Below are 20,771 nucleotides of genomic sequence, written 5' to 3' on the forward strand. Positions count from 1 at the left end.
CTGACTTTGTAAGCATAAGCCTTAAGTTTCCTGCATCCCGCTACAAAAGCCATACCGGTATGGAAGATCCATACCGTATGGCTTTACCTTGATCAGCATATCATATTCGCCTGTAATTATGGAACAGGCTTTATTCTTCTTTTTTATCCAAAGAAGGGGATGATGGAGGGGTGTTCAGCTTGCTCTTGAGTGCGGCGAGCTGTTCTTCCACCTTCAGCTGTTTTTCGGCATCAACCGGTTTGCTGTATGCTGTTGCCGAAGGGCTGTAAGGTGCACGCATCACATCTGCTTCCGCTTCAAGCTGCATGATTTTTTCTTCCATCCGGTGGAAGCCGAGGGATGCACTTCCGCTCTCGATGGCATGAACACTGCTGATTTGCGACATCTGCTTCTTGGCCTTGGCCATTTGGGCACGGGAGACCAGTTCATTGCGTTTGTTGCGCAGCTTGTAGAATTCATCCTTCATGTCATGCAGCTGCTGTACCAGTTCCTTAGCCTGCACTTCAGCCTGAGCGTGAAGCTCGCTGTACTCGGCTTGCTTCTGGTCGAAGTAGATTTTTTCTTCCAGCAGCTTACGGGTAACTTCCTCCTGGCCATTCTTCAGTGCCAGTTCAGCCTGGGCTGCACGTTGTCCGGATACCTTTGCGGCTTCCTCAACACGCTGCTTCATGCGGCGCTCATTAGCCATTTGCTTCGCTACAGTTACCTCAGCTTCGTGAATTTCAGCCTCCATATCGCGCAGATATTGGTTCAGCATTACGATTGGGTCCTCTACCTTATCCAGCAAGTCATTTACCGACGCTTTTGTCATATCTTTAATCCGTTGAAATACTCCCATAATTTACACTTCTCCCTTCTCGTATTTAGCAAGTTTTTGTTTGAGCTCTTCGACTTCTTTTTGCAGAGCTTTCTTCTCAATATCTTTCATCATGGCATCAATACCAGAGTCTTGTGCAGAATAGGCACCCGCTTTATCATAACCGGGGTTGTAACCCGGCTGGCTGCCGTAAGGGCCGTATCCACCCTGTCCGTGAGGACCCTGAGGTCCGCGTCCATGTTCAGGTCTTCCTGAGTAAGGACCGCCATAAGGGCCACCCGGTGCGCCGGGTCCAGGACCGAAAGGATTATACTGGGTCGGCTCTTTGGGTATAATAAGCGCTGCGACAAAATAAGCAAGAATAGTTGCTCCGCCGGTAAAAGGAATACTGACCACCAGCAAAATCCGGAACAGGGTGGAGTCGATGCCGAGCGTCTCGGACAATCCACCTGCCAGCCCTGTCATCACCTTGTCACGGGTTGAACGATACAATCGCGTCATAGAACTACTCCTTTCCATCATTGTTCAGTTTCTCCTTCAGGCGGGCCATCTCTCTTTCGAGTACAGTCGCCACGGTTTCTCCAGCCTGAATGGCGTATTCCTGACCCATGCGGCGCAGATCGCGCAGACTCTTCGCTTCCAGCTCCCAATCGCTCATCCGGTCTTCCAGCCGGCCGAACATCTTGGGAACGTCACTGCCATTGCCAAAAGCTGTAGCTCTCTGGTTCATGCGCTGCTGTAACCGCAGCGACTCCATCCGTGCTGCATAATACTGGCGTTTGCTGTATACCGTCTGGTACTCCATTTTCAGCTCGTTCAGCTGACCTTCAAGCTCAAAGAGTGATTGTTGGCTCTGCTCCAGCAGACCGCTGTACTGCTCCAGCTTTTCCTCGTGAATGATCTTCTCTTGCAGTGCCAGCTTAGCCAGGTTATCCTCGCCAGCCTTGAGTGCAAGCAAAGCCTGCTCTTCACGTTTGTTCCTCATAGCCGTCGCCTGATTCACCTGCTGCTGCAGCTGCTTCGTATGGGCTGCGTATTGCTGGTACAGCCTCTCGGCTTCGGCGATTTCCTCACGTGTTGAATGTAGAAATTGATCGATCAGCTTCACCGGATCCTGGCTCTGTTCCAGTCGTTCATTCAAGTTAGCTACGGTAATATCCCTCATGCGGCGAAAAACACTCATGATTCTTGGCTCCCTCCCTGCTTCTTATTAAGTAACCCTGGAATGCTTAATATGTTCCGTTTCTTCTACCTTTCAGTACCGAGATACCCCATACCACCAGCGCGATACCGAGTAGTGGTCCGATGATCCAGGAAAGCTTGGCGATCAGGGACATGACACCGATGAACAGTACCACCCAGCCGATAACCTTGCGTCCGCTTTTAATTCCATAGTATCCGAGAACAACCAGCAATACCGGGAACAGAAGTCTGAACATTCCGTGGATCAGTGGAAGGGCAATCCCCATCAGCATAATCGCTCCAAGCACGATCAGGACAATCGCAAGTCCGTTACCTTGTCTTCTTTGCATTTTTTCTCACCGCCTTTCGTTAACCTTGAACCTTATAGCCTTATTCTAGGGCAAACCGCAGACTTTCAAAACAGACCGTGGACGGTTTTATGTACTGGACCTTAGTCGGGGAGGCTATGCGACTGCAGGATGTCTGGACGGAAGGTAAGTACTCCTGGTGCGGTTGTGGAAAGACTGCAGCAAACGGACTAGCATGAAGCTTCCTTTAAACAAAACGGATTCAGCGTTCTTAGCGAGAGGCAGCGTTCTTCCATAAACAAGCGACATTCGTCCATACGGACTCTGCTTTTCTCCATAGATTTAGATACAGAACCGGCTTATACTGAGGCTGACTCTCCACTGTCCGTGTGCAGCAATGGCGGCTTATGACGGACAGTGGGCATGCTACATTATGATTCAATTAGTTTCGTAGTATGATCTGTATTCCAAGCGTTCCTGCATCCGCCACTCTAAATCTGCAGACATCCCAGGAGGTTGTTACCTTGTCCATTATTTACGATGCCGAGCATCAAATCTTTCATCTGCAAACTGCAAATACCAGCTATGTCTTCGGTCTTGCCCGCAGCTCCTATCCGGTGCATCTGCACTGGGGCCGGAAAATCCGCGGCGCTGCTATATCTGATCTCTATAGCCCCGAGCTCATGGGCTTCAGCAGCACGGTTGATCCCAAGGATAATGCTTTCTCTCTGGACATGCTCCCCCAGGAATACCCCGGCTATGGCTCGGGGGACTTCCGGGAGCCTGCCTATGAGGCGGAGCTACTGAGCGGCACTTCTGTAACGGAGCTTACTTATGTATCCCACAGCATTCTCAATGGTAAACCGGCACTGGTGGGACTGCCAGCTGTATATGCTGAAAGCGGCGATGAAGCAGAAACGCTGCAGCTTGTACTGGAGGATACCACAACAGGCCTGCGAGCTGTGCTGTCTTATACTATAATGAAGGGCTTCGATGCCATTATCCGCTCTGCACAGCTAACAAATATCGGCAGCGGACCTCTGAAGCTGAACCGTGCTTTATCGGCAGCGCTCGATTTTCCGAATGACAATTACGAGCTAATCCAGCTGTCCGGGTCCTGGGCCCGCGAACGCCACCTCGTTCGTTCTCCTCTGCACAATGGACGACAGGGCATTGACAGCAAACGTGGCGCCAGTAGCCATCAGCAAAATCCGTTCCTGGCCCTCCTGTCTCCTCAGACTGTGGAAGACAGCGGAGAGGCTTATGGTTTCAGCCTGGTCTACAGCGGCAGCTTCAGTGCTAATGCCGATGTGGATCAATACGGAACTACACGCGTAACGCTGGGCATCAACCCATTCGGCTTCCGCTGGCTGCTCGCTCCCGGCGAGAGCTTCCAGACGCCCGAAGCGGTGCTCGTCTATTCCGACCAGGGCATCGGCGGGATGTCCCGGACCTACCACAAGCTGTACCGGACCCGCCTGGCGCGGGGGTTATACCGCGACGAGCCCCGTCCGGTGCTGATCAACAACTGGGAAGCCACCTACTTCGACTTCGATGCCGACAAAATCGAAGATATCGCCCGTGCCGGCAAGGCGCTGGGGATCGAGCTGTTCGTGCTGGATGACGGCTGGTTCGGCCGCCGCGATGACGATACAACTTCGCTGGGCGACTGGTTCGTGGATACCCGCAAGCTGCCGCAGGGTCTGCCCGATCTGGTGGAGCGGGTCCGGAGTCTCGGGATGCAGTTCGGCCTCTGGTTCGAGCCGGAGATGGTATCACCGGAGAGCGAACTGTACCGTGCTCACCCGGACTGGTGCCTGCATGTGCAAGGCCGCAGACGCAGTCAGGCCCGCAATCAGCTGATTCTGGATCTGTCGCGCCAGGAGGTATGTGATTATATTATCGAGTCGGTCAGCAGTGTGCTGGCATCGGCCCCGATCACCTATGTCAAATGGGATATGAACCGGCATATGACCGAGATCGGCTCCGCTAGCCTGCCGCCTGAGCGTCAGGGAGAAACGGCTCACCGCTATATGCTGGGTCTGTACCGGGTAATGGAAGAGATCACCTCCAAATTCCCGCATGTGCTGTTCGAAAGCTGTTCCGGCGGCGGCGGCAGATTTGATCCGGGCATTCTTCATTACATGCCACAGACCTGGACCAGCGATGATACAGATGCTGTTGAACGTCTCAAGATTCAGTACGGTACCAGCATCGTCTACCCTGCAAGCAGCATGGGCTCCCATATCTCGGCTGTGCCGAACCATCAGGTGCACCGCAACACCTCGCTCTCGATGCGTGGCGACGTGGCCATGTCCGGCAACTTCGGGTATGAGCTGGACCTGACCCGCTTCACACCCGAGGAGCAGGCAGAAGCGGCTGCTCAGGTAGCCTTCTACAAAGAAATCCGTTCTCTCGTTCAGCAGGGCGATATGTACCGGCTACTATCGCCGTTTGAAGGCAATGAAACGGCCTGGATGTTCGTAAATGAAGGCCGGACTGAGGCACTGGCGGGATACTTCCGCGTACTGGCCAGTCCGAACACGAACCGCCCGCGTCTCCGTCTTCAGGGGCTGGACCCGGAGAAGGACTACGTCCTCAAGGAAACCGGAACGGTGTATGGCGGGGACCGGCTAATGTACGCCGGTCTGCTCCTGCCGGAGCTGCACGGGGACTTTCAGAGCAAGCTGTTCCACTTTGTTGCTGTAGAACAATAGAAAGTATAGATAGATATCCCCTTAATAAACAAACATCCCTCGCCCCAGGAAGTCCTGGAGGTGAGGGATGTTTGTTTTTATGCGACAACAACTTAAGCACAAGGTATTTAATACAAGGTATAACGTAAAGTCTTTAACGTAACATTTTCAGTCTAACTTTTTTCAGCGCAGCGTCTTCAGCGCACCGCTCCAGGCGATCACTTGATCCAACATACCGTTCACGTTCGTAAGATGGAGATCCGCCGGTTTGAAGGTCTGGCCGTTCTCGAAGTCAGTGAAAAGGGATAACGCCGGATGCACACGGACATCCGCAATGGACAACTCGCCCAGAATGCCGCGCAGATGCTCGGCTGCACGTGCTCCTCCGACGGAGCCATAGCTAACAATCCCTGCAGCTTTATTGTTCCATGCTTCGCGGGCATAATCTAGAGCATTCTTGAGCGCAGCTGTAATACTGTGATTGTACTCCGCTACGATAAAGACGAAACCGTCCAGTGAATTCAGCTTTTCATTCCAGCGCCCGGCTTGTTCCGAAGCATCCGCTTCGCCTAGTAATGGCAGCTTGAAATCTGCGATATCCACAATTTCATAATTGGCGTCGCCGCGCTGGTCGGCAATCCCCTTCACCCATTCACCCACCTGCGGGCTTAAACGGCCTTGCCGCGTGCTGCCCAGAATAATTCCAATTTTCAATGCAGACATGATGTTCCTCCTCCAAAATAATGGTGTTTGTCAATCTATCACCATTATTTACTTCCAGGAATCAGCTTATCCAGAAGATAAATCTTCAAAAACCACACAGCTTCAAGTACATTTTATAGTTGTAGGGGTAACCCGTCATCTTCAAAACTGCTAACGCATTAAAACTATGGAAAGTGTGAACTTTATGGGATTCGTATATTTCGGTAAAGGGATGTGCAGCGGACTTTCACCTTACCGTTCAGCCCCCCTGTCCTGTTCCTTGCTTCTTCCTGACCGGTACCGTCCGGCTGCGAAAGAGGGTAACCAGCACCACGGCAGCAATAATGATTACGGCGGCGGTCAACGTGTTGACCGTAAGCTGCTCACCGGCGAGCAGCCAGCCCAAGAATACCGCGACTACCGGGTTCACGAACGCATAGGTCGAAACCAAGGTGGCATCGGCATTCTGGAGCAGCCAGATGTAGGACGTGTATCCGATAATCGAGCCGAAGACAATCAGATAACCCACAGCAGCATAAGAACGAAGGGAAATTGCTGTGACATCCAGCTTGGACCAGTCGCCGGTAAAATAGGAAAATGCGATCAGGAGCACCCCACCGGTCAGCATCTGTGCAGCTGTCGACATCACCGGGGAGTCCGGCAACCCGGCACTTCTTGAGTACATCGACCCTGCAGCCCAGCTTAGGGAGGCTACAAGCAAGGTAATGATGCCCGTCACATCAGTAGCAGTACTCTTCGCCTCCTGTCCCGGTTGGAAGACCAGCACAGCAATACCGAGCAGCCCGAGCACAATTCCGGCGATAACGCCGAGACTAGGACGTTTACCGCTGCGGCCAAACCAACCGAACAGCATCATCCAGACTGGAACAGCGGCAACGATCAGGGAAGCAATGGATGAGGCGACCCTTTGCTCCGACCACGCCACCAGTCCATTGCCGCCAAGCAGCAGCAGTGCGCCGACCATTGCCGAAGACCTCCACTCTCCACCCGCCGGACGTCTGGCACCGCTCAATCTGGCGACTATGTATAGAACAATTCCGGCAGCGCAGAAACGTACACCCGCCATAAGAAAAGGTGACATGGTCTCAATCGCAATCTTCATGCCGACGTATGTGCCTCCCCAAAACAAATAAACAGACAACAACGCAATCATAGTCACATACAACGAATTTACTCCAGTCTGCTTCATGCCCCACCATCCTCTCTTCATAGATCTGAATCCTTTCTTCTATTACCAAACAAGCTAACCATTTCATCAAGCAGCCGGCTTGCCAATCTCTTCATGGGACATTCGATTCTTAGGACTATGTTTACGCAAAAGAAGCATTTTAAACACATACTCCCTCAGCCACTACTCCCTGCCGGGCAGTCCGTTCATGCCAAAGAACTCCCCTTCCTCCAATCCCGTCACAAACCGTTGCAGCCAGACATAATACTCTACTGCGTGCTGGAGCTTATCAAGATCCCTCAGGCAGGCCTGCCGCTCCTCTTCCGGGGTATCCGCCGAGTCAATTAGCGCCTGAAGCTCAGGCATTGCCGTACCCATTGCCTCCTGCATCACATCAATCTCCCGCTGGAGCTTCAGGGTAAAGAAGTTTTTGAACGCCTGAAAAAAATCGGTCTCGGCGGCATACAGATCCTTCCGCTCGCGTTTCTCGTCCAGCTTGGTTACCATCCGGGAAGCGATCAGGGAACGTACGCCGTAGCTCATGTTGCTTTTGCTCATATTCATAACCTGCTTCATTTCCTCCAGCGTCATCGGCTTGTCCTCAAAGAACATAATCCCGTAGAGCTGCCCGAAGGAATAATTCGCTCCATACAAATCCATCGTCTGCGCAATCGCATCGATTACTCCGCGTAGCCGTTGCTCCCGTGGAGATAAATGCGGATTATTCTCGCCAAATGCGGCCTGCTTCATCTCGCTGCACCTTCACTCTAATTAGAATTGTCCTCTCTACATTACACAAAACCGGAGCTTTACGGCAGGGTTTCTACAAATTTTACACAATTTCCGAACGACCTTTACTTCTGCTTGACCACAAGCTCCGCTTCTGAGTGTACAATTTTTTTTGAACAGAGAGGCTTTTCTCTGGATTATACCGCAAAAGACAAGTGATGGAATGGGGTATTGGAACAAAAATGACACGCTCAAAGGTTATTAACGGTTTGAAGCCCGTGCTGTTCACGCTGCCGGCGATGGTTCCCTTCGTTCTGTTCTGGCTGGCGCCGCTGCTGTATGTGCTGTATCTCAGCTTCACGGAATGGGACTTTATGAGCCCCGAGAAAACCTTTGTCGGACTGCAAAATTACATCGACCTTTTTAACAACCCGGCCTTTTACAAAACGCTGAGAGTTACCGTGCTGTTCTGTGCAGGCAGTGTACTGCCGATCATCCTGCTGGGACTTGGACTTGCCCTGCTGATGAACCGCAAGCTGAAAGGCTCCGCCCTCTATCAGGTGCTGCTGTTCTCGCCATGGGTCACACCAACCGTTGCCGTATCCATCGTCTGGTCCTGGATCTATGAACCTGAGGTCGGGCTTGCCAATACGGTACTTGATGTCCTCGGACTCGAACCCATCGGCTGGCTGCAGGACCCCAAATGGGCACTGATCGGCGTGCTGCTGGTAACCATCTGGAAATCGGTAGGCTGGGCGATGATCTTTTATCTGGTGGCGCTTAGGAATGTGCCTTCAGACCTGCTTGAAGCCAGTGAGCTAGATGGCGCAAGCGCAGCGCAGAAGTTCTTTCGCATCACGCTGCCGCTGATCTCGCCAACCACCCTGTTTCTGTTCGTGGTCCAGCTAATTCAGGCGCTTCAGGCCTATGATCAGATCAATGTGCTGACCCAGGGCGGTCCTTCCGGTTCCACACGCACCCTGCTGTATCTGTATTATCAGTCCGCCTTCGAATCCTTCCAGATCGGAGAGGCCTCATCTGTAGCTGTCGTTCTTGTCGTCATCTGCATGCTGCTGTCCGTTTTCTCTTTCGGCGTCAGTAAGCGGACTACGCATTACCAATAATCCAAGTGTATCCGAAAAGGAGGTCCACCGCTTGCGTATGCTCACACGGCTGGGAGGAACGGCCCGCCATCTTTTTTTTGCCGCGCTTGCCTTGCTGATGGCTTTCCCGTTCTACTGGATGGTTACCAGCGCGCTGAAAACAAATGACGAAATCTGGCGCTCCCCGCCTACGCTCTGGCCTGAAGTGCCGCTATGGGGTAATTTTGCCGCAGCCTGGAATGAAGCGCCGTTCTCACGATATATGGGTAACAGTATGGTTGTCGCCACTTCCATCGTCATTATGCAGATTATCAATTCCGGCATGATGGCTTACGCGCTGACACATATGAAATTCCGCCTGAAGGGGCTTTTTGCCGGCGTGATTCTGTTCGGTTATATGGTGCCGGCTACAGCAGTCTACCTGCCCGGGTATCTTGTGCTGTCCGAACTGCATCTGCTGAATTCGTATGCCGGTCTCATTCTCTCCAACTGTGTAAGTATCTTCTCGATCTTTCTGATTAGGCAGGCATTCCTGCAGGTATCCCATGAGCTGGTGGAGGCTGGTGAAGTGGATGGCGCCTCGCATATGCGGATTCTGTGGACGGTGCTTGTGCCGGTTACTAGATCTTCCTTTGCCGTGCTGGCGCTGATTACCTTCATTGAACAATACAACAATTATTTCTGGCCGATGCTGATTACCAAAGACCCTGACCTCCAGCTGGTCTCGGCCGGTCTGCGCAGCTTTTTTGTGGAAGGGGGTGCATACGGATTACAATGGCCACTGATCATGGCCGCCAGCGCCTTCACCATCGCCCCGCTGCTGCTTGTCTTCCTGCTGGCGCAAAAAACCATTATGCAAAGTGTCAATATGACGGCAGGCGCAAGTAAAGGTTAACCCCCCACATTTCCAAACAAAGAGGAGAATGATGATGAACGTATTCAAAAGGTTGCCGCTAGTATCCATGATTGCCGGACTCTCTGTACTCACGGCTTGCAGCGGAAATTCCGCTTCGGATAATGTTACGGAGGCAAGCGGAGCATCCGCAGCCCCTGCTGCAGTAGCCGCTCCAGCCCCGAGCAAACCTGTAACCATCGAATTCTGGTATGGACTCGGCGGCAAGCTCGGCGACAATATGCAATCGCTCATTCAGAAATTCAACGCCTCGCAGCAGGAGGTCATTGTCAAAGGTATTGTACAGGCAGACTACACAGAAACCGAGCAGAAGCTCCAGGCGGCTATTGCTACCGGTGAGGTCCCTGCGGCTGTGCTCTCCTCTAATATAGATTGGGCCCGCAAAGGCTATTTTGCACCAATGGATGAGCTGATCACCCAGCAGCCGGATTTCAATAAAGAGGATTTTGTCCAGACCTTCCTGAACCAGGGGCAGGTTGACGGCAAGCAATACTTCCTTCCTATGTACGGAACAACCCAGATTATGTACTACCGCAAGGATGCTTTTGAGAAAAGCGGAATTGATGCCAGCCAGCTGAAAACCTGGGAAGACCTCGCCGCAGCCGCTGAGAAAATGACCGTCAAAGAAGGCGGCAAAACTACCTTCTTCGGCTGGGAACCCATGTGGGGCTCCGGCAATATGATCGATGCCGTACTCAGCAAGGGCGGAAGCATTCTTAGCGAAGACGGCACCAAGGTAACCATCGATTCTCCTGAATGGATCGCAACCTGGGATCTGTTCCGCAAATGGATTCATGAGGACAAGATCATGCGCATTCACTCCGGCGGCCAAGGCTGGGAGTACTGGTACAAGACCATCGATGATGTGATGAAAGGCCAAGCGGCCGGATACACCGGCTCCAGCGGCGATCAGGGCGATCTCGACTTCAGCATCGTCTCGGCTATGGAGCAACCCGGCTGGGCTGGGGCCGGCGAAGGCAAGCCAGTCGCACAGGCGATCATGGCTGGAATTCCTGCCAAGGCTGAAGATGCCGAGAAGCAGGCTGCTATGAAGTGGCTGACCTACTTCTCGAACTCCGAGAATACAGCCTTCTGGTCGATTAACACCGGATATATCTCTGTCCGCCAGTCTGCGCTCAAGGATCCGGCTTTCGTCTCATTCAGCGAGACCCATCCGCAGATCAAAATCCCATTGATGCAGGCTTCGCACGCCTCCGCTCCCTTCCAGGACCCAACCGGCGGCAAGATCAACGATGCGCTGACCATCGCTGCGGACAAGGTACAGATTGAAAATATTCCAGCGGCTGAGGCTCTGAAGGAAGCACAGCAGACTGCCCAAGCGGCACTGGATAAACTGAAATAATCCGGTAGTGATTCATCCAACATTCAGAACCCACACTATTAATCAAGGGGGCGGCAGTATGCCAGAGCTCATTACTCCGCAAGGGAATCATTCTATATCGGCGATCCTGTTCGATAAGGATGGCACCCTTCTGCAGTTCGTCTCCCTCTGGGGAAGCTGGAGCGAATGCTTCCTGGAACAGTTCACCCGTCAGCTGCAGCAGCGCGGTCTTGAATTCCCGGCACAGCACCTGCCGTCCCTGCTGGGGACGATTCACGATGCAGAAGGCAGAATTACTGGTTATGACCGCAATGGCCCGCTGGCTATGGGAACGATGAGCGACCTGTATGCCATTCTGTGCTGGCAGGGCTATCTGCTTGGCTTGTCCTGGGCCGAATCCATGGAACTGGTGGATTACTGCCGGCAGGCAGCAGATGCGGGAATGGAACAGAGCAGACCTGTGCTCCTGCTCCCCGGCCTGCTGCGCTTTCTTGACGAGTGTGCAGCTCAAGGGGTTCCTCTGGCCGTAGTTACTGCAGATGAAACGGCAGCGGCAGAGAATCATCTCCGCTGGCTCGGCATCCGCGAATATTTCTCCGCTGTGGTCGGCACGGATCAGGTGGAACGGGGCAAGCCGTTCCCCGATATGGTGCTGCTAGCCTGCGGGCAGCTTGGAGTTCTGCCTGCCGGAGCCGCCGTCATCGGCGATACAAACGGGGATATGAGGATGGCTAAGGCAGCAGCTGTGGCCGTAGCCATCGGGATTACTGGGGAAGCAGACTCAGCCAGGGCGGATGGCGATGCAGATGTGGGCGTTATTTTGCCGGATGCCGATGTAATGGTTCAGACCTACGCGGAGCTCAGCATTAGAAGGATAACAAAGTGAGGGCCGAGGGGGCATGGGCGTGGTTTTTTCTCGCGATGGCAATTCTGTTCGAGCTCTCGGGAACCATCTCCATGAAGATATCCCACGGCTTCACCCGGCCCTGGCCGTCTGTGCTGATGTTCCTCTTCTACGGGATCAGCTTCACCTCGCTCAATGTGGCGCTCACCTCCATAAAGGTCGGGGTAGCTTATGCCGTGTGGTCGGGTGCGGGAATCATCCTGATTTCGGTAGTGGGGGCGGTATATTTTGAAGAGCGGCTGACCCTGTCCTCCCTCTTATGGGTGACCGTTATTGTGGCCGGCATTGTGGGCTTGAACATAAGCACTAAGGGACACTAGGGAGACCAGCGGCGAGAGAACTAAAGTCATTTCATTCTTAACCACCTGAACCCGCTTGCAGTCATGCAACATTTAAGGAGGCGCTCTTATCAATGAGTACAAACGTATCGGGCGGTCAACAGCCATTGCTTACCTTTCAGATCATCACGGATACCCATGTTACGGCTGATCCCTCCCATGAGTACAATCAGAATTTCGAGCGGGCACTGCAAGATTTGGCGGAGCATGCTCAAGGCAGCAGCGGGATTATGCATATCGGGGACATCACAGATCACGGCCTCCCGGAAGAGTACGACGAAGTGCACCGGATCCTGCAGCGCCACCAGGCAGCTCTCCCTGAGATCCGCTACACGCTGGGGAATCATGACGTCGGCCTCGGCCACTGGGAATCGCGCCTGGCACTGTACACCTCCCGCATGGGAATGCCCGGCCCCTACCACGACCATTGGGTCGGCGGGTATCATTTTATTTTCATGGGAACAGAGGAAGGCCTCCCAACATTCTGCAGTCTATCGGACAAGCAGCTCCAGTGGCTGGAACAGAAGCTCGGGGAAAAGTTACCGGGTGGATCGTCCCAGAACAACTTGCCAATGATCGGGCAACCCTCAAGTGGGCAAGCGCCAGCTGGCGAATTGTTGAAAGACCCAGTCATGAGTGGACCAGATAAGCCTGAACAACCTGTGTTTCTCTTCCTGCACCAGCCGCTTAAGGACACTGTAGCCGGATCTTTGGAGTCACAGGATTGGTACGGCGTCACTCAGGACAAGGAGCTGCGCTCCATCCTGTCCAAATATCCGCAAACCCTGCTCTTTACCGGACATACCCACTGGGAGCTGGAAGTAGACAATACGAGGTATCCCGGCAACGGGGAGACAGCCACCATGTTCAATAGCGCATCTGTAGCCTATCTCTGGACGAATGCAGATGAGCACAAGACCGGCAGCCAAGGCTTCTACGTAGAAGTCTACACTGACAAAGTACTTGTAAAAGGACGGGATTTCACCACAGGCAGCTGGATTGAATCGGCGCAGTATGAGGTTGCTACGTTAGCAAGTGTATTGGGTTGACACCTTTGTTGGTGTAGATTTACTTGACTAGGCATGGACTCTCTTGTGTAAGAACAGAAGGTTTGCCTGGACGAACTATAATAACAAAAAGCAGCGTTCTCCCATCCATGGAGAACGCTGCTTTGCTTATGGAATTTAGTGGCGATACGTGATTACTGCTGCTTAGATTGGTTCAGGAGCGATTGAAAAATGCAACTATGTAAACAATGTCAAGCTTTCCCCAAACCTAATGAAGCAATTCATCGTTTCACTGGTGATTGTTTTCCCGTCGCTCCCTAAAGCTTGGATAGCAATTCGATGATGCAATGATATCTCAGATATATTCCAGATTAGATTCCAACCATCTTTTTGGGAAAGTTAGTTTCAACTTTCGATATTACATACGCAGTATCATTCATCTACTGTCAGCCATCAACCGACCAGTATTTAAACCCGGCTATAACCCTCCCGCTCAATACGTCCATACCATCGTCACTTTTCAAGCATTATGCATGGGTACAAACGAATTAACTTAATCTTCATATGGGTAATACAAAAGTTATGTGTTTTGTTTGAATGATGTGTTCATTCGGCACTGGGAGCCCCACTCAAAGCTTGGTAGTTTATTTAATGCCTAATTCTTCTTTATTTGTCCAGTTTAGATTCCATAATTCCTCAACTGAAATAATTGACCTTGAGCGATTTGAAACAGGTTCACCTTCTGCCCAAAGGTATGGATAAATCAAAACGCCCTTATCTCCGTTCATTATCTGAATCTCTTCTTTCCAACCATTCCAACGAAATGTTTCGTAGAATTTTTTCACATCACCTACAAAAGCCCAGTTTACAAAATCCGAATATTTCATTTCTAAACTTTCCCACTCTAATGTGTCGGGTGCAAAATAAAAAACATCTCCAAGGTTACCCTCGAAAGCCCCACCATTTAATGCAAAGAAGCCACCAACTACATCATCAGCTATTAACAAGGATGAAGGTAATCTCGAACTTTTTCCATTCGAGTCTATTTCATTCCACGAAGTCAAATTTCTCGGCAAACGACTGCTACCTGAACCTAATAATCGTAGCCACCCATCCTCGAATAAGATTCCACCTGTATAATATGCAACTGTGCCTAATAAGGATTTGGTTGAAACTTGTAGCTTATGCAGAACCTCTCCCGCTTCAAGTTGGTTCACAGCTAAAATCTCAACATTATTGGTTGCCTTTAAAGTCCAATCCTGAACTAAGAACCATCCTGATTCTGATTGATCAATCAGTTCATTCAATGATTTCATTTAATCGCTTCACCCCGTTTCATTCATCTTACCATGATCATTCATCATTATAGTTCTAGTTTTTGTTCCATTAGGATATTGTCTAAGTTGATGTCCATGATGAACATGCGCCTCTATTATCAGACGGTGACATAGGGTTTAACACTTGACCACTTCCACCTTCTTTAAGCATTACAGTAGGATATTCACAAAATCTTTCCTTGTACCTTAACATCCGCCAATTTGTCCGGTGGTTGCAACCGCTAACTCTACCGCTCCCTGTACCAGACCGACCAGGTGAGCTAAAGAAACCTTGAAAGGCACGAAGCCAATCAAGGTATTCAAATCATTTATCAATGACTAAGTCAGAATAAACTCCTGCATCCGTTCCTCTAGAAATAAGGTAATCTCACTCTCTTTCGACAAAACACAAAATAAATCTCCATCTAAAATTCTAATTTCTAATTGTGCTAACTCATGCTGAATTTTGTTAAGATCTTTTGCCTCAACCCTTAGACGAAGATCATAATCAAATGGGACATAATTCAGAAAGCAAACAAGAACAGCGCTCCTTATTGTTTGAGTATCCTCCAGTACTTCCATGAACTGCGATAATGTTAAAAATACAATTTTTTCTCTTTCAACTTTATTTCCAAAATCAAAAGCTATTTCAATAGATTTATTTTGTCCAGTACCAGGATAATCATTAATATATTTGGGTATTGTTTCAATATCACCCACTCCCCAAAAGATGTTACTCCATTTTTCATTAATAACTTCCAATAAATTAATAATAAAATTACTATTGTTGTTTGCATCTGAATATCGAAATTTCAACATATCTTTTCACGCCTCATTTTAAAGGTGGGTTTGTATCCATAGGATGGTCAATTTTGTACCCTCCTATTAAATTCCATTGTATCTCATGCCAATGTGGAACACTATGATTCTCAGGATAGCCATGATTAGAATAATCAATCCATTCCTTTTCTCTTCCGTAATCATCATAGTATTTAGTTTGTTTAAGATTACCGAATTCGTCGTATTTATTTAGGCTTTTTGTTCCTGGTTCGACAAACTTATGGAAATTATTACCATATGCCTCATCGGGTAAAAAAGGTTCTTTAGCAAAGTCATCAACCTTCCCCGCCCCCTCACCAGAACTAGTCCCCGAACTGCCACTCTTACTTCCACTCGGCTCCGAACTCTTCGCCGGACTCTTACCCGAGCCACCAGACCCCTTACCCGCAGACATCTCCCGGATATCTGCTAGCAAATTGGAGCCTGAATTCACACCTGCGACGACGCCATACACGCCTAACGCTGTCGATACTGCGAGGGCTGGAACGCCGGTTACCCTTCCGATTCCGCTTAATACTAAGATGCCTCCGCCAATTTCTCCGGTGGTTGCAGCCGATAACTCTACCGCTCCCTGTCCCAGGCCGGCCCAGATGGCCCACGATCTTCCCGCTGTTATAGCCCGCCCTTCAAATGATGGGTTCATTCAGCACCGGGAACTACCACCAAAAAAAAGCCATAAAGAGGACTATTCCCCTTTATGGCTACAAACTATATCTTTGCCTCGACAAGCGCACATTCTCTTTTTGATGTTATCTTATGCAAATAAAAGGATTGACCAGATTGTTTATCCGAATGTTCTGCCATGGTGGTTACGTCACACATAAGTGAAATGTATCGTGCCATCCAAAGTGAAATATCAAACATACGGTCATTAATTACCTCTTGGAATGAATCAGTTGTTGTGGCCACTAATAAATAAATATCGATAATTCATCCACTTATTATTGCTCTGTAAATATTTAAACTCAACTTCATAGCCAAAAGTTTCAGCGTAACCTACCAAATCATATGGAGCATCCTCCATCGAGAACATTGGATAATGGGCAACCATGATGGCACGAGCAATAGCAGCAAGTGAGCAACCTCTCCAAATTTGATCAATTCTCCAGTTAAGTTCAGTAATTGGTTCACTCATATACTAGTTCTCCTTTTTCAATTATCCAGATATTCACTACCGTACTTCTAATCTTCTTTTATTGGCTGATGAAGTGATCAATGAAAAGGCCATTTGTAATGGATGTCTTTTGAAAAATGAAAAACCTTGAAAGGCACGAAGCCAATCAAGGTAAATCTCTCTAACTATTAGATGAGTCAAATGGATAAGGTTCATCCCATGGATTTATAGTAAGTCCCAATTCACGAATTGTTGTTATAGCCTCTTCACATAATCCTATTCCTCCAATATCCATGTAATAATCATAATCAAACCTTAAAAACATTGATTCAGACTGTAACTGCGTCCATAAATTTTCTCTGAGAGCTAACCGGCTGATATATTCTATTTCAGGTATGCCAACAACAGTTCCTTCTGTGACTGATTGATAAAAATCATATAGTGCATCTGAATTAATGCCAGTTAGCCCTTTTTGTATGTTTTTCTCTTTTATTACTTCTATATTTAATGGTTTCTCAAGTTGCTCAATAGTCAAAGCACTTATATTTGAATACATCATAAAAATCTTAATAGCTTGGATATACAAATCCTCAACAGTTAAATATTCATTAACCGTTAGGACTTTACCGTTTATCACTTTCCCAATATCGGAAACCGATGTCCAAGTCGGAATTGCACCTTGTTCATATAAAGGAAGCTCTTCCCCCTTATACTTGCTAATCTGCCAATAATATTTAATGTTAATCACCTTTTCTATTAAGATATTTATCATAAGTTCCTAGTCTGGTATCTTTACTAAGCAAATCTCCCGGAGATCCTGCCTTTTTCCAAACCCCACCGTTATCTGTTGAACCAGTTGTTTTTCTTGGAGTATCTGGAGAGATGTAATCCTTTCCGTTAGTGTACACCGCTCTGCCATGAGACTTTTCTGGAACTCGTTTATAACCCAGCATTTCAGCTGCTACATCAGCTTCTTTATCAGTTCGATATGGTCCATTAGGTGGTGATGTCTTTTCTGCAGGGGTCCATGAGCCTGTTTTATCATTATAATCATTGGTTCTTTGTTGCTTACGATCATAATATCCACTATAAGCATCATTTCCCGCACCCTCACCAGAACCTGTCCCCGAACTATCGCTCTTACTTCCACTCGGCTCCGAACTCTTACCCGAGCCACCCGACCCCTTACCCGCAGACATCTCCCGGATATCTGCCAGCAGATTGGAGCCTGAATTCGCACCTACGGCGACGCCATGTACGCCTACCGCTGTCGAGACTGCGATGGCTGGAGCCCCGGCTAGCGTTCCGATTCCGCTTAATGTTAACAGGCTTCCGCCAATTTCCCCGGTGGTTGCAGCCTCTAACTCTATCGCTCCCTGTGCCAGGCCGGCCAGATGGCCCACGATCTTCCCGCTGTTATAGCTTTTCGTTCCTGCTTGCGAGGACGTTGGGCCATATAGCTTATTCGCAGCTCCCTGGAATCCGTTATCACTCACGATCGAGTGCGCTGCTCCTGCACTAAAGCTCTGTACCGCCTTCGCCGCGGTATTTACGTTCGCTGCTACTTTTTTTCCTTCTGCAGCGAGGTTCCCCTTCACTACGGTGAGCGCTTTGCTCGCTGCATTGACCATATTGTTCGTCTTCGCCGCTATCGTCGCTGCCGTTGTCTTCGTGGTGCTAACTGCTGACACCGGTATTATCAGTTAATTACGGGAATAGCTCCACTACGCCCGTCTCTAGAATCCTTTTGTCGATAATATTCATCCTTACGCACCTTGAGAAACGAGTCTGTACTTCGGCCATTTAAATCTACTGTCAGCCATCATTAATAGTATTTCAACACGTCTATAACCCGCTCAATATGCCCATACCATCGTCACTTTTCAAGTATGATGTGTGGGTAGAAATATAAATGTGTTATTGGTGAATGATGTGTTATTCGGCACTGAGTAGCCCCCACCAAAAAAGGAACCTTGAAAGGAACTACGCCTGTCAAGGTTCAACCCATTAAATATCTATTAAATTCCACAAATTTTTTATTGATTTGCCATCAATTCTGCCATTTAGGAATAAATCCTCCGAAGTCTTAAACGACTGGTAATAACTATCTTTTTCTCTTGTCAAATACAACTCATTTTCATTTCTACTAATCCAGTATCGTTCATCATGATAGTAGAATGAAAATTCCTCGCCCCATCCAACTCGTTCAACAAGTTCATTATAATCCAAGATTTATACCTCCTATTTGACTGGTGGGAGGCCTGTAGTAACTTCTCCTTTCGAATCTAAAATATTCACACTAGTATTGGGCTCACCTTTGTAACCAGGATTTTTCGGAGTAGTAGTATGTGTAGCAGACGGAGTGACATCTAGTTCTTTCCCAAGATTTGAAGTAACCTTTTACCACTCTGCATTACCCGTCCCCTAAGTCGTAATCTTAAACTTGGGAATAAAGAAGGTGGCAATCGGTTCTTCCAATTACCACCATTATATCAGCTTGTTTGGCGTTCTGTTAGATCTGCCGCCTGATATTCTGTCTTGTTGTTCATCATGCTGTAGATGATGTTTACAAGCCTTCTCATAACCTATATAAGAGCTTGCTTCGTGGTCCTGCCCTCCGCTAGCTTCCGTTGGTAGAACTCGTAGAAGACGGGATTCCGTTACTTCATGTTATCGCCTTTAGCTACTAGGATTTGCTGAACGGCTAGGTTATGGAAGATGGCATTCAGTACACGATTACCTTGTCCGCTAGCTTGGTCGTTCCCCTTGCCGCCTGAACTAAAGCGAACAGGGGCGATTCCGGCAAAACGTGCTAACTTGTCGGCATTGGAAAAGCGGCAGTTGTTTCCGATTTTAGCCACCAGTTCTGCCGCTGTGACGGTGCTAATTCCGTCCATCGACTCTAGCTTGTAATCAGTCTGTGCCATTACCTGCCGAAGCTGTTCCACGATTTGCTTGATGAGTTCCCGACTTCTCCGCATATCCTTGACCATGTTGACGATAAGAAAGTCTATATATTCTTGAAAGTTCCGCTTGGTTTCGCCATCCTGTTTCACCAATTCTAGTATTCCTTCTGCCTTACGGGTGGAACAGGTGTTATGGGTTGCCTCACGTAAATATTCCGCTAGTTCATCCCCCACCGTTAACGCTTGATGCGGATCAGGATACTTCTTCCAAAAGGCAAGGGCGGCTTTACCGTCAATATCACAAAAGAACTTCTTATAAGCCGGATAGTAATAACTAAGTTGTTGGTGCATTTGATTTTTCAAGCCACCGGCATGTTTGACCATAGCATTCCGCCTTGCTACCAATTGACCAAATGTCCAGTACAAGTCTTGTGGATTCGCATCCGGTAGTTCATCGAGCCTTGTAAGGAGTACCTTAGCGATGCAGAACGCATCCCAACTGTCACTCTTTCGGGTCGTGGCATGGCTCATTCGTTCAATGTAAGACAATGTTGAATTGGCTTCCTTAACGATCTGCTTCTTCTCGACAAGATGAACGGCTAAGGCTCTTCCGTTACCGCCCGTATCTTCCAACCCGTAAACAGGGGTCAAGCCTTTTGCCGTGTGCTTCTTAACGAACTTCATCAAGTCATCGAAGGCAGACGGTTTGTTTACAATTTTTGAATTTCACCAAGCCGCTCATTCCAACAATTGATAATAACGGCGGTATGATGGGCTTTATGTAAGTCTAAGCCGACAAAGATGTGATACTGCTTGTAATGACTCAAAAGACTTCACCTCTGATTACGGATTCTGACGTGACGTTGGTAAAGAATAGGGGCAACCTCAGTTCAACCGTTACTCTTTCGAGCCGCAATGGGAGCATTGATGTGTACGTGACGAAATCTTTATACGGGTACTACGAGGGTTATAGGTGTTATTGGTTGAATGTTGGGCTCATTCGATACTGGGTAGCCCCCACCTAAAAAAGAAACCTTGAAGGCATGAGTGCCATTCAAGGTTAATATAGATCTTAATCAATAGTTGCCCACTGATAGAAAGTTATCAGTATCTCCTCAAGATTCCCTGGGCCACCTGCACCAGAAAAACATCCATCTTGTATTTTACAATAAATCCAATCCTCGTCAGTTCGATCTACTCGAACTACATCCACCTGCTTACTCTCCATCTCTGTCCCATCCAAACTTATTGCAACATGCCACCCAGGATTATCAATGGAGGTAATTCTAATACCACTGCCATGCTCCCAATCTCCATCACATTGCGATGTGTACCATTCTTGTAGCCATCTTAAAATCTCCATTT

At 49.0% G+C, this 20,771-nt stretch carries 22 protein-coding genes and 1 pseudogene; 7 read left to right on the forward strand and 16 right to left on the reverse strand.

Going from position 1 to position 20,771, the window contains the following annotated elements; genetic code table 11:
* Positions 1-130 precede the first annotated feature (130 nt).
* The 4 genes from AC0MA3_RS13310 to AC0MA3_RS13325 are packed head-to-tail and all read right to left on the reverse strand — an operon-like array spanning position 131 to position 2,349.
* A complete protein-coding gene (locus tag AC0MA3_RS13310; protein WP_474656558.1) occupies positions 131-838 on the reverse strand; it encodes a PspA/IM30 family protein in 708 nt (235 codons plus the stop codon).
* 3 nt (positions 839-841) lie between these two features.
* Complete coding sequence (locus tag AC0MA3_RS13315) at positions 842-1,318, reverse strand: PspC domain-containing protein (RefSeq protein WP_474656559.1); 477 nt, start codon at positions 1,316-1,318, stop codon at positions 842-844.
* A gap of 4 nt (positions 1,319-1,322) precedes the next feature.
* Positions 1,323-2,000: a PspA/IM30 family protein gene (locus AC0MA3_RS13320; protein ID WP_379158885.1), complete on the reverse strand. Its 678-nt coding sequence runs from the start codon at positions 1,998-2,000 to the stop codon at positions 1,323-1,325.
* A 46-nt stretch (positions 2,001-2,046) separates the two neighbouring features.
* Complete coding sequence (locus AC0MA3_RS13325; protein ID WP_074113483.1) at positions 2,047-2,349, reverse strand: hypothetical protein; 303 nt, start codon at positions 2,347-2,349, stop codon at positions 2,047-2,049.
* 482 nt (positions 2,350-2,831) lie between these two features.
* Between AC0MA3_RS13325 and AC0MA3_RS13330 the strand changes: the two genes are divergently transcribed.
* Positions 2,832-5,024, forward strand: a complete 2,193-nt coding sequence (locus AC0MA3_RS13330; protein ID WP_474656560.1) for an alpha-galactosidase — start codon at positions 2,832-2,834, stop codon at positions 5,022-5,024.
* Between the two features lie 162 nt (positions 5,025-5,186).
* Here the strand turns inward: AC0MA3_RS13330 and AC0MA3_RS13335 are convergent, their stop codons facing one another.
* The 3 genes from AC0MA3_RS13335 to AC0MA3_RS13345 all read right to left on the reverse strand — a co-directional run bounded on the left by AC0MA3_RS13335 (position 5,187) and on the right by AC0MA3_RS13345 (position 7,644).
* A complete protein-coding gene (locus AC0MA3_RS13335) occupies positions 5,187-5,726 on the reverse strand; it encodes an NADPH-dependent FMN reductase (RefSeq protein WP_379158863.1) in 540 nt (179 codons plus the stop codon).
* Between the two features lie 238 nt (positions 5,727-5,964).
* The gene (locus tag AC0MA3_RS13340) at positions 5,965-6,936 is read right to left on the reverse strand and encodes an EamA family transporter (RefSeq protein ID WP_474656561.1); all 972 of its coding nucleotides are present in this window, start codon (positions 6,934-6,936) and stop codon (positions 5,965-5,967) included.
* 141 nt (positions 6,937-7,077) lie between these two features.
* Positions 7,078-7,644, reverse strand: coding sequence for a GbsR/MarR family transcriptional regulator (locus tag AC0MA3_RS13345; protein ID WP_474656562.1), 567 nt, complete (start codon positions 7,642-7,644; stop codon positions 7,078-7,080).
* 221 nt (positions 7,645-7,865) lie between these two features.
* Here AC0MA3_RS13345 and AC0MA3_RS13350 point away from each other — a divergent pair, with 221 nt between their 5' ends.
* The 6 genes from AC0MA3_RS13350 (at position 7,866) to AC0MA3_RS13375 (ending at position 13,272) form a co-directional block, all read left to right on the forward strand.
* Positions 7,866-8,747 carry a carbohydrate ABC transporter permease gene (locus tag AC0MA3_RS13350; RefSeq protein WP_474656563.1) on the forward strand — a complete coding sequence of 294 codons (882 nt, stop codon included), beginning with the start codon at positions 7,866-7,868 and terminating at the stop codon, positions 8,745-8,747.
* Positions 8,748-8,784: 37 nt separating this feature from the next.
* Positions 8,785-9,621, forward strand: a complete 837-nt coding sequence (locus AC0MA3_RS13355) for a carbohydrate ABC transporter permease (RefSeq protein ID WP_474656599.1) — start codon at positions 8,785-8,787, stop codon at positions 9,619-9,621.
* Positions 9,622-9,655: 34 nt separating this feature from the next.
* A complete protein-coding gene (locus tag AC0MA3_RS13360; protein ID WP_474656564.1) occupies positions 9,656-11,002 on the forward strand; it encodes an ABC transporter substrate-binding protein in 1,347 nt (448 codons plus the stop codon).
* 58 nt (positions 11,003-11,060) lie between these two features.
* A complete protein-coding gene (locus AC0MA3_RS13365; protein WP_474656565.1) occupies positions 11,061-11,867 on the forward strand; it encodes an HAD family hydrolase in 807 nt (268 codons plus the stop codon).
* On the forward strand, positions 11,864-12,205 hold the full coding sequence (locus AC0MA3_RS13370) for a DMT family transporter (protein WP_379158844.1): 342 nt from the start codon (positions 11,864-11,866) through the stop codon (positions 12,203-12,205). Before AC0MA3_RS13365 ends, AC0MA3_RS13370 begins: the two co-directional genes overlap by 4 nt.
* Positions 12,206-12,297: 92 nt before the next feature.
* Positions 12,298-13,272 (forward strand): metallophosphoesterase family protein, encoded by a 975-nt coding sequence (locus AC0MA3_RS13375; protein ID WP_474656566.1) that lies wholly within the window; start codon positions 12,298-12,300, stop codon positions 13,270-13,272.
* Between the two features lie 602 nt (positions 13,273-13,874).
* Here AC0MA3_RS13375 and AC0MA3_RS13380 read toward each other — a convergent pair.
* The 9 genes and pseudogenes from AC0MA3_RS13380 to AC0MA3_RS13420 form a co-directional block, all read right to left on the reverse strand.
* Positions 13,875-14,546 carry a DUF2625 family protein gene (locus tag AC0MA3_RS13380; protein ID WP_474656567.1) on the reverse strand — a complete coding sequence of 224 codons (672 nt, stop codon included), beginning with the start codon at positions 14,544-14,546 and terminating at the stop codon, positions 13,875-13,877.
* Between the two features lie 339 nt (positions 14,547-14,885).
* Positions 14,886-15,365, reverse strand: coding sequence for a hypothetical protein (locus tag AC0MA3_RS13385; RefSeq protein ID WP_474656568.1), 480 nt, complete (start codon positions 15,363-15,365; stop codon positions 14,886-14,888).
* Between the two features lie 13 nt (positions 15,366-15,378).
* Complete coding sequence (locus tag AC0MA3_RS13390) at positions 15,379-15,780, reverse strand: hypothetical protein (RefSeq protein ID WP_474656569.1); 402 nt, start codon at positions 15,778-15,780, stop codon at positions 15,379-15,381.
* A gap of 498 nt (positions 15,781-16,278) precedes the next feature.
* On the reverse strand, positions 16,279-16,521 hold the full coding sequence (locus tag AC0MA3_RS13395) for a hypothetical protein (protein WP_474656570.1): 243 nt from the start codon (positions 16,519-16,521) through the stop codon (positions 16,279-16,281).
* 160 nt (positions 16,522-16,681) lie between these two features.
* Positions 16,682-17,272, reverse strand: coding sequence for a hypothetical protein (locus tag AC0MA3_RS13400; RefSeq protein WP_474656571.1), 591 nt, complete (start codon positions 17,270-17,272; stop codon positions 16,682-16,684).
* Positions 17,241-18,191 carry a toxin C-terminal domain-containing protein gene (locus AC0MA3_RS13405; RefSeq protein WP_474656572.1) on the reverse strand — a complete coding sequence of 317 codons (951 nt, stop codon included), beginning with the start codon at positions 18,189-18,191 and terminating at the stop codon, positions 17,241-17,243. Before AC0MA3_RS13405 ends, AC0MA3_RS13400 begins: the two co-directional genes overlap by 32 nt.
* A gap of 316 nt (positions 18,192-18,507) precedes the next feature.
* Positions 18,508-18,729 carry a hypothetical protein gene (locus AC0MA3_RS13410; RefSeq protein WP_474656573.1) on the reverse strand — a complete coding sequence of 74 codons (222 nt, stop codon included), beginning with the start codon at positions 18,727-18,729 and terminating at the stop codon, positions 18,508-18,510.
* Between the two features lie 263 nt (positions 18,730-18,992).
* Positions 18,993-20,233, reverse strand: a pseudogene (locus AC0MA3_RS13415) (IS110 family RNA-guided transposase).
* A 245-nt stretch (positions 20,234-20,478) separates the two neighbouring features.
* Entirely contained in the window at positions 20,479-20,769 is a 291-nt protein-coding gene (locus AC0MA3_RS13420) for an immunity 53 family protein (protein WP_474656574.1), read from the reverse strand.
* Between the last annotated feature and the right edge of the window lie 2 nt (positions 20,770-20,771).

The sequence above is a fragment of the Paenibacillus sp. LS-5 genome, assembly GCF_056121505.1.

Coding starts and splice junctions, on each gene's coding strand:
- AC0MA3_RS13325 (WP_074113483.1), bottom strand. CDS start 2,349: ATGCAAAGAAGACAAGGTAACGGACTTGCGATTGTCCTGATCGTGCTT.
- AC0MA3_RS13350 (WP_474656563.1), top strand. CDS start 7,866: ATGACACGCTCAAAGGTTATTAACGGTTTGAAGCCCGTGCTGTTCACG.
- AC0MA3_RS13315 (WP_474656559.1), bottom strand. CDS start 1,318: ATGACGCGATTGTATCGTTCAACCCGTGACAAGGTGATGACAGGGCTG.
- AC0MA3_RS13400 (WP_474656571.1), bottom strand. CDS start 17,272: ATGATAAATATCTTAATAGAAAAGGTGATTAACATTAAATATTATTGG.
- AC0MA3_RS13395 (WP_474656570.1), bottom strand. CDS start 16,521: ATGAGTGAACCAATTACTGAACTTAACTGGAGAATTGATCAAATTTGG.
- AC0MA3_RS13360 (WP_474656564.1), top strand. CDS start 9,656: ATGAACGTATTCAAAAGGTTGCCGCTAGTATCCATGATTGCCGGACTC.
- AC0MA3_RS13355 (WP_474656599.1), top strand. CDS start 8,785: ATGCTCACACGGCTGGGAGGAACGGCCCGCCATCTTTTTTTTGCCGCG.
- AC0MA3_RS13365 (WP_474656565.1), top strand. CDS start 11,061: ATGCCAGAGCTCATTACTCCGCAAGGGAATCATTCTATATCGGCGATC.
- AC0MA3_RS13390 (WP_474656569.1), bottom strand. CDS start 15,780: ATGTCTGCGGGTAAGGGGTCTGGTGGCTCGGGTAAGAGTCCGGCGAAG.
- AC0MA3_RS13310 (WP_474656558.1), bottom strand. CDS start 838: ATGGGAGTATTTCAACGGATTAAAGATATGACAAAAGCGTCGGTAAAT.
- AC0MA3_RS13385 (WP_474656568.1), bottom strand. CDS start 15,365: ATGTTGAAATTTCGATATTCAGATGCAAACAACAATAGTAATTTTATT.
- AC0MA3_RS13335 (WP_379158863.1), bottom strand. CDS start 5,726: ATGTCTGCATTGAAAATTGGAATTATTCTGGGCAGCACGCGGCAAGGC.
- AC0MA3_RS13380 (WP_474656567.1), bottom strand. CDS start 14,546: ATGAAATCATTGAATGAACTGATTGATCAATCAGAATCAGGATGGTTC.
- AC0MA3_RS13345 (WP_474656562.1), bottom strand. CDS start 7,644: ATGAAGCAGGCCGCATTTGGCGAGAATAATCCGCATTTATCTCCACGG.
- AC0MA3_RS13320 (WP_379158885.1), bottom strand. CDS start 2,000: ATGAGTGTTTTTCGCCGCATGAGGGATATTACCGTAGCTAACTTGAAT.
- AC0MA3_RS13375 (WP_474656566.1), top strand. CDS start 12,298: ATGAGTACAAACGTATCGGGCGGTCAACAGCCATTGCTTACCTTTCAG.
- AC0MA3_RS13340 (WP_474656561.1), bottom strand. CDS start 6,936: ATGAAGAGAGGATGGTGGGGCATGAAGCAGACTGGAGTAAATTCGTTG.
- AC0MA3_RS13420 (WP_474656574.1), bottom strand. CDS start 20,769: ATGGAGATTTTAAGATGGCTACAAGAATGGTACACATCGCAATGTGAT.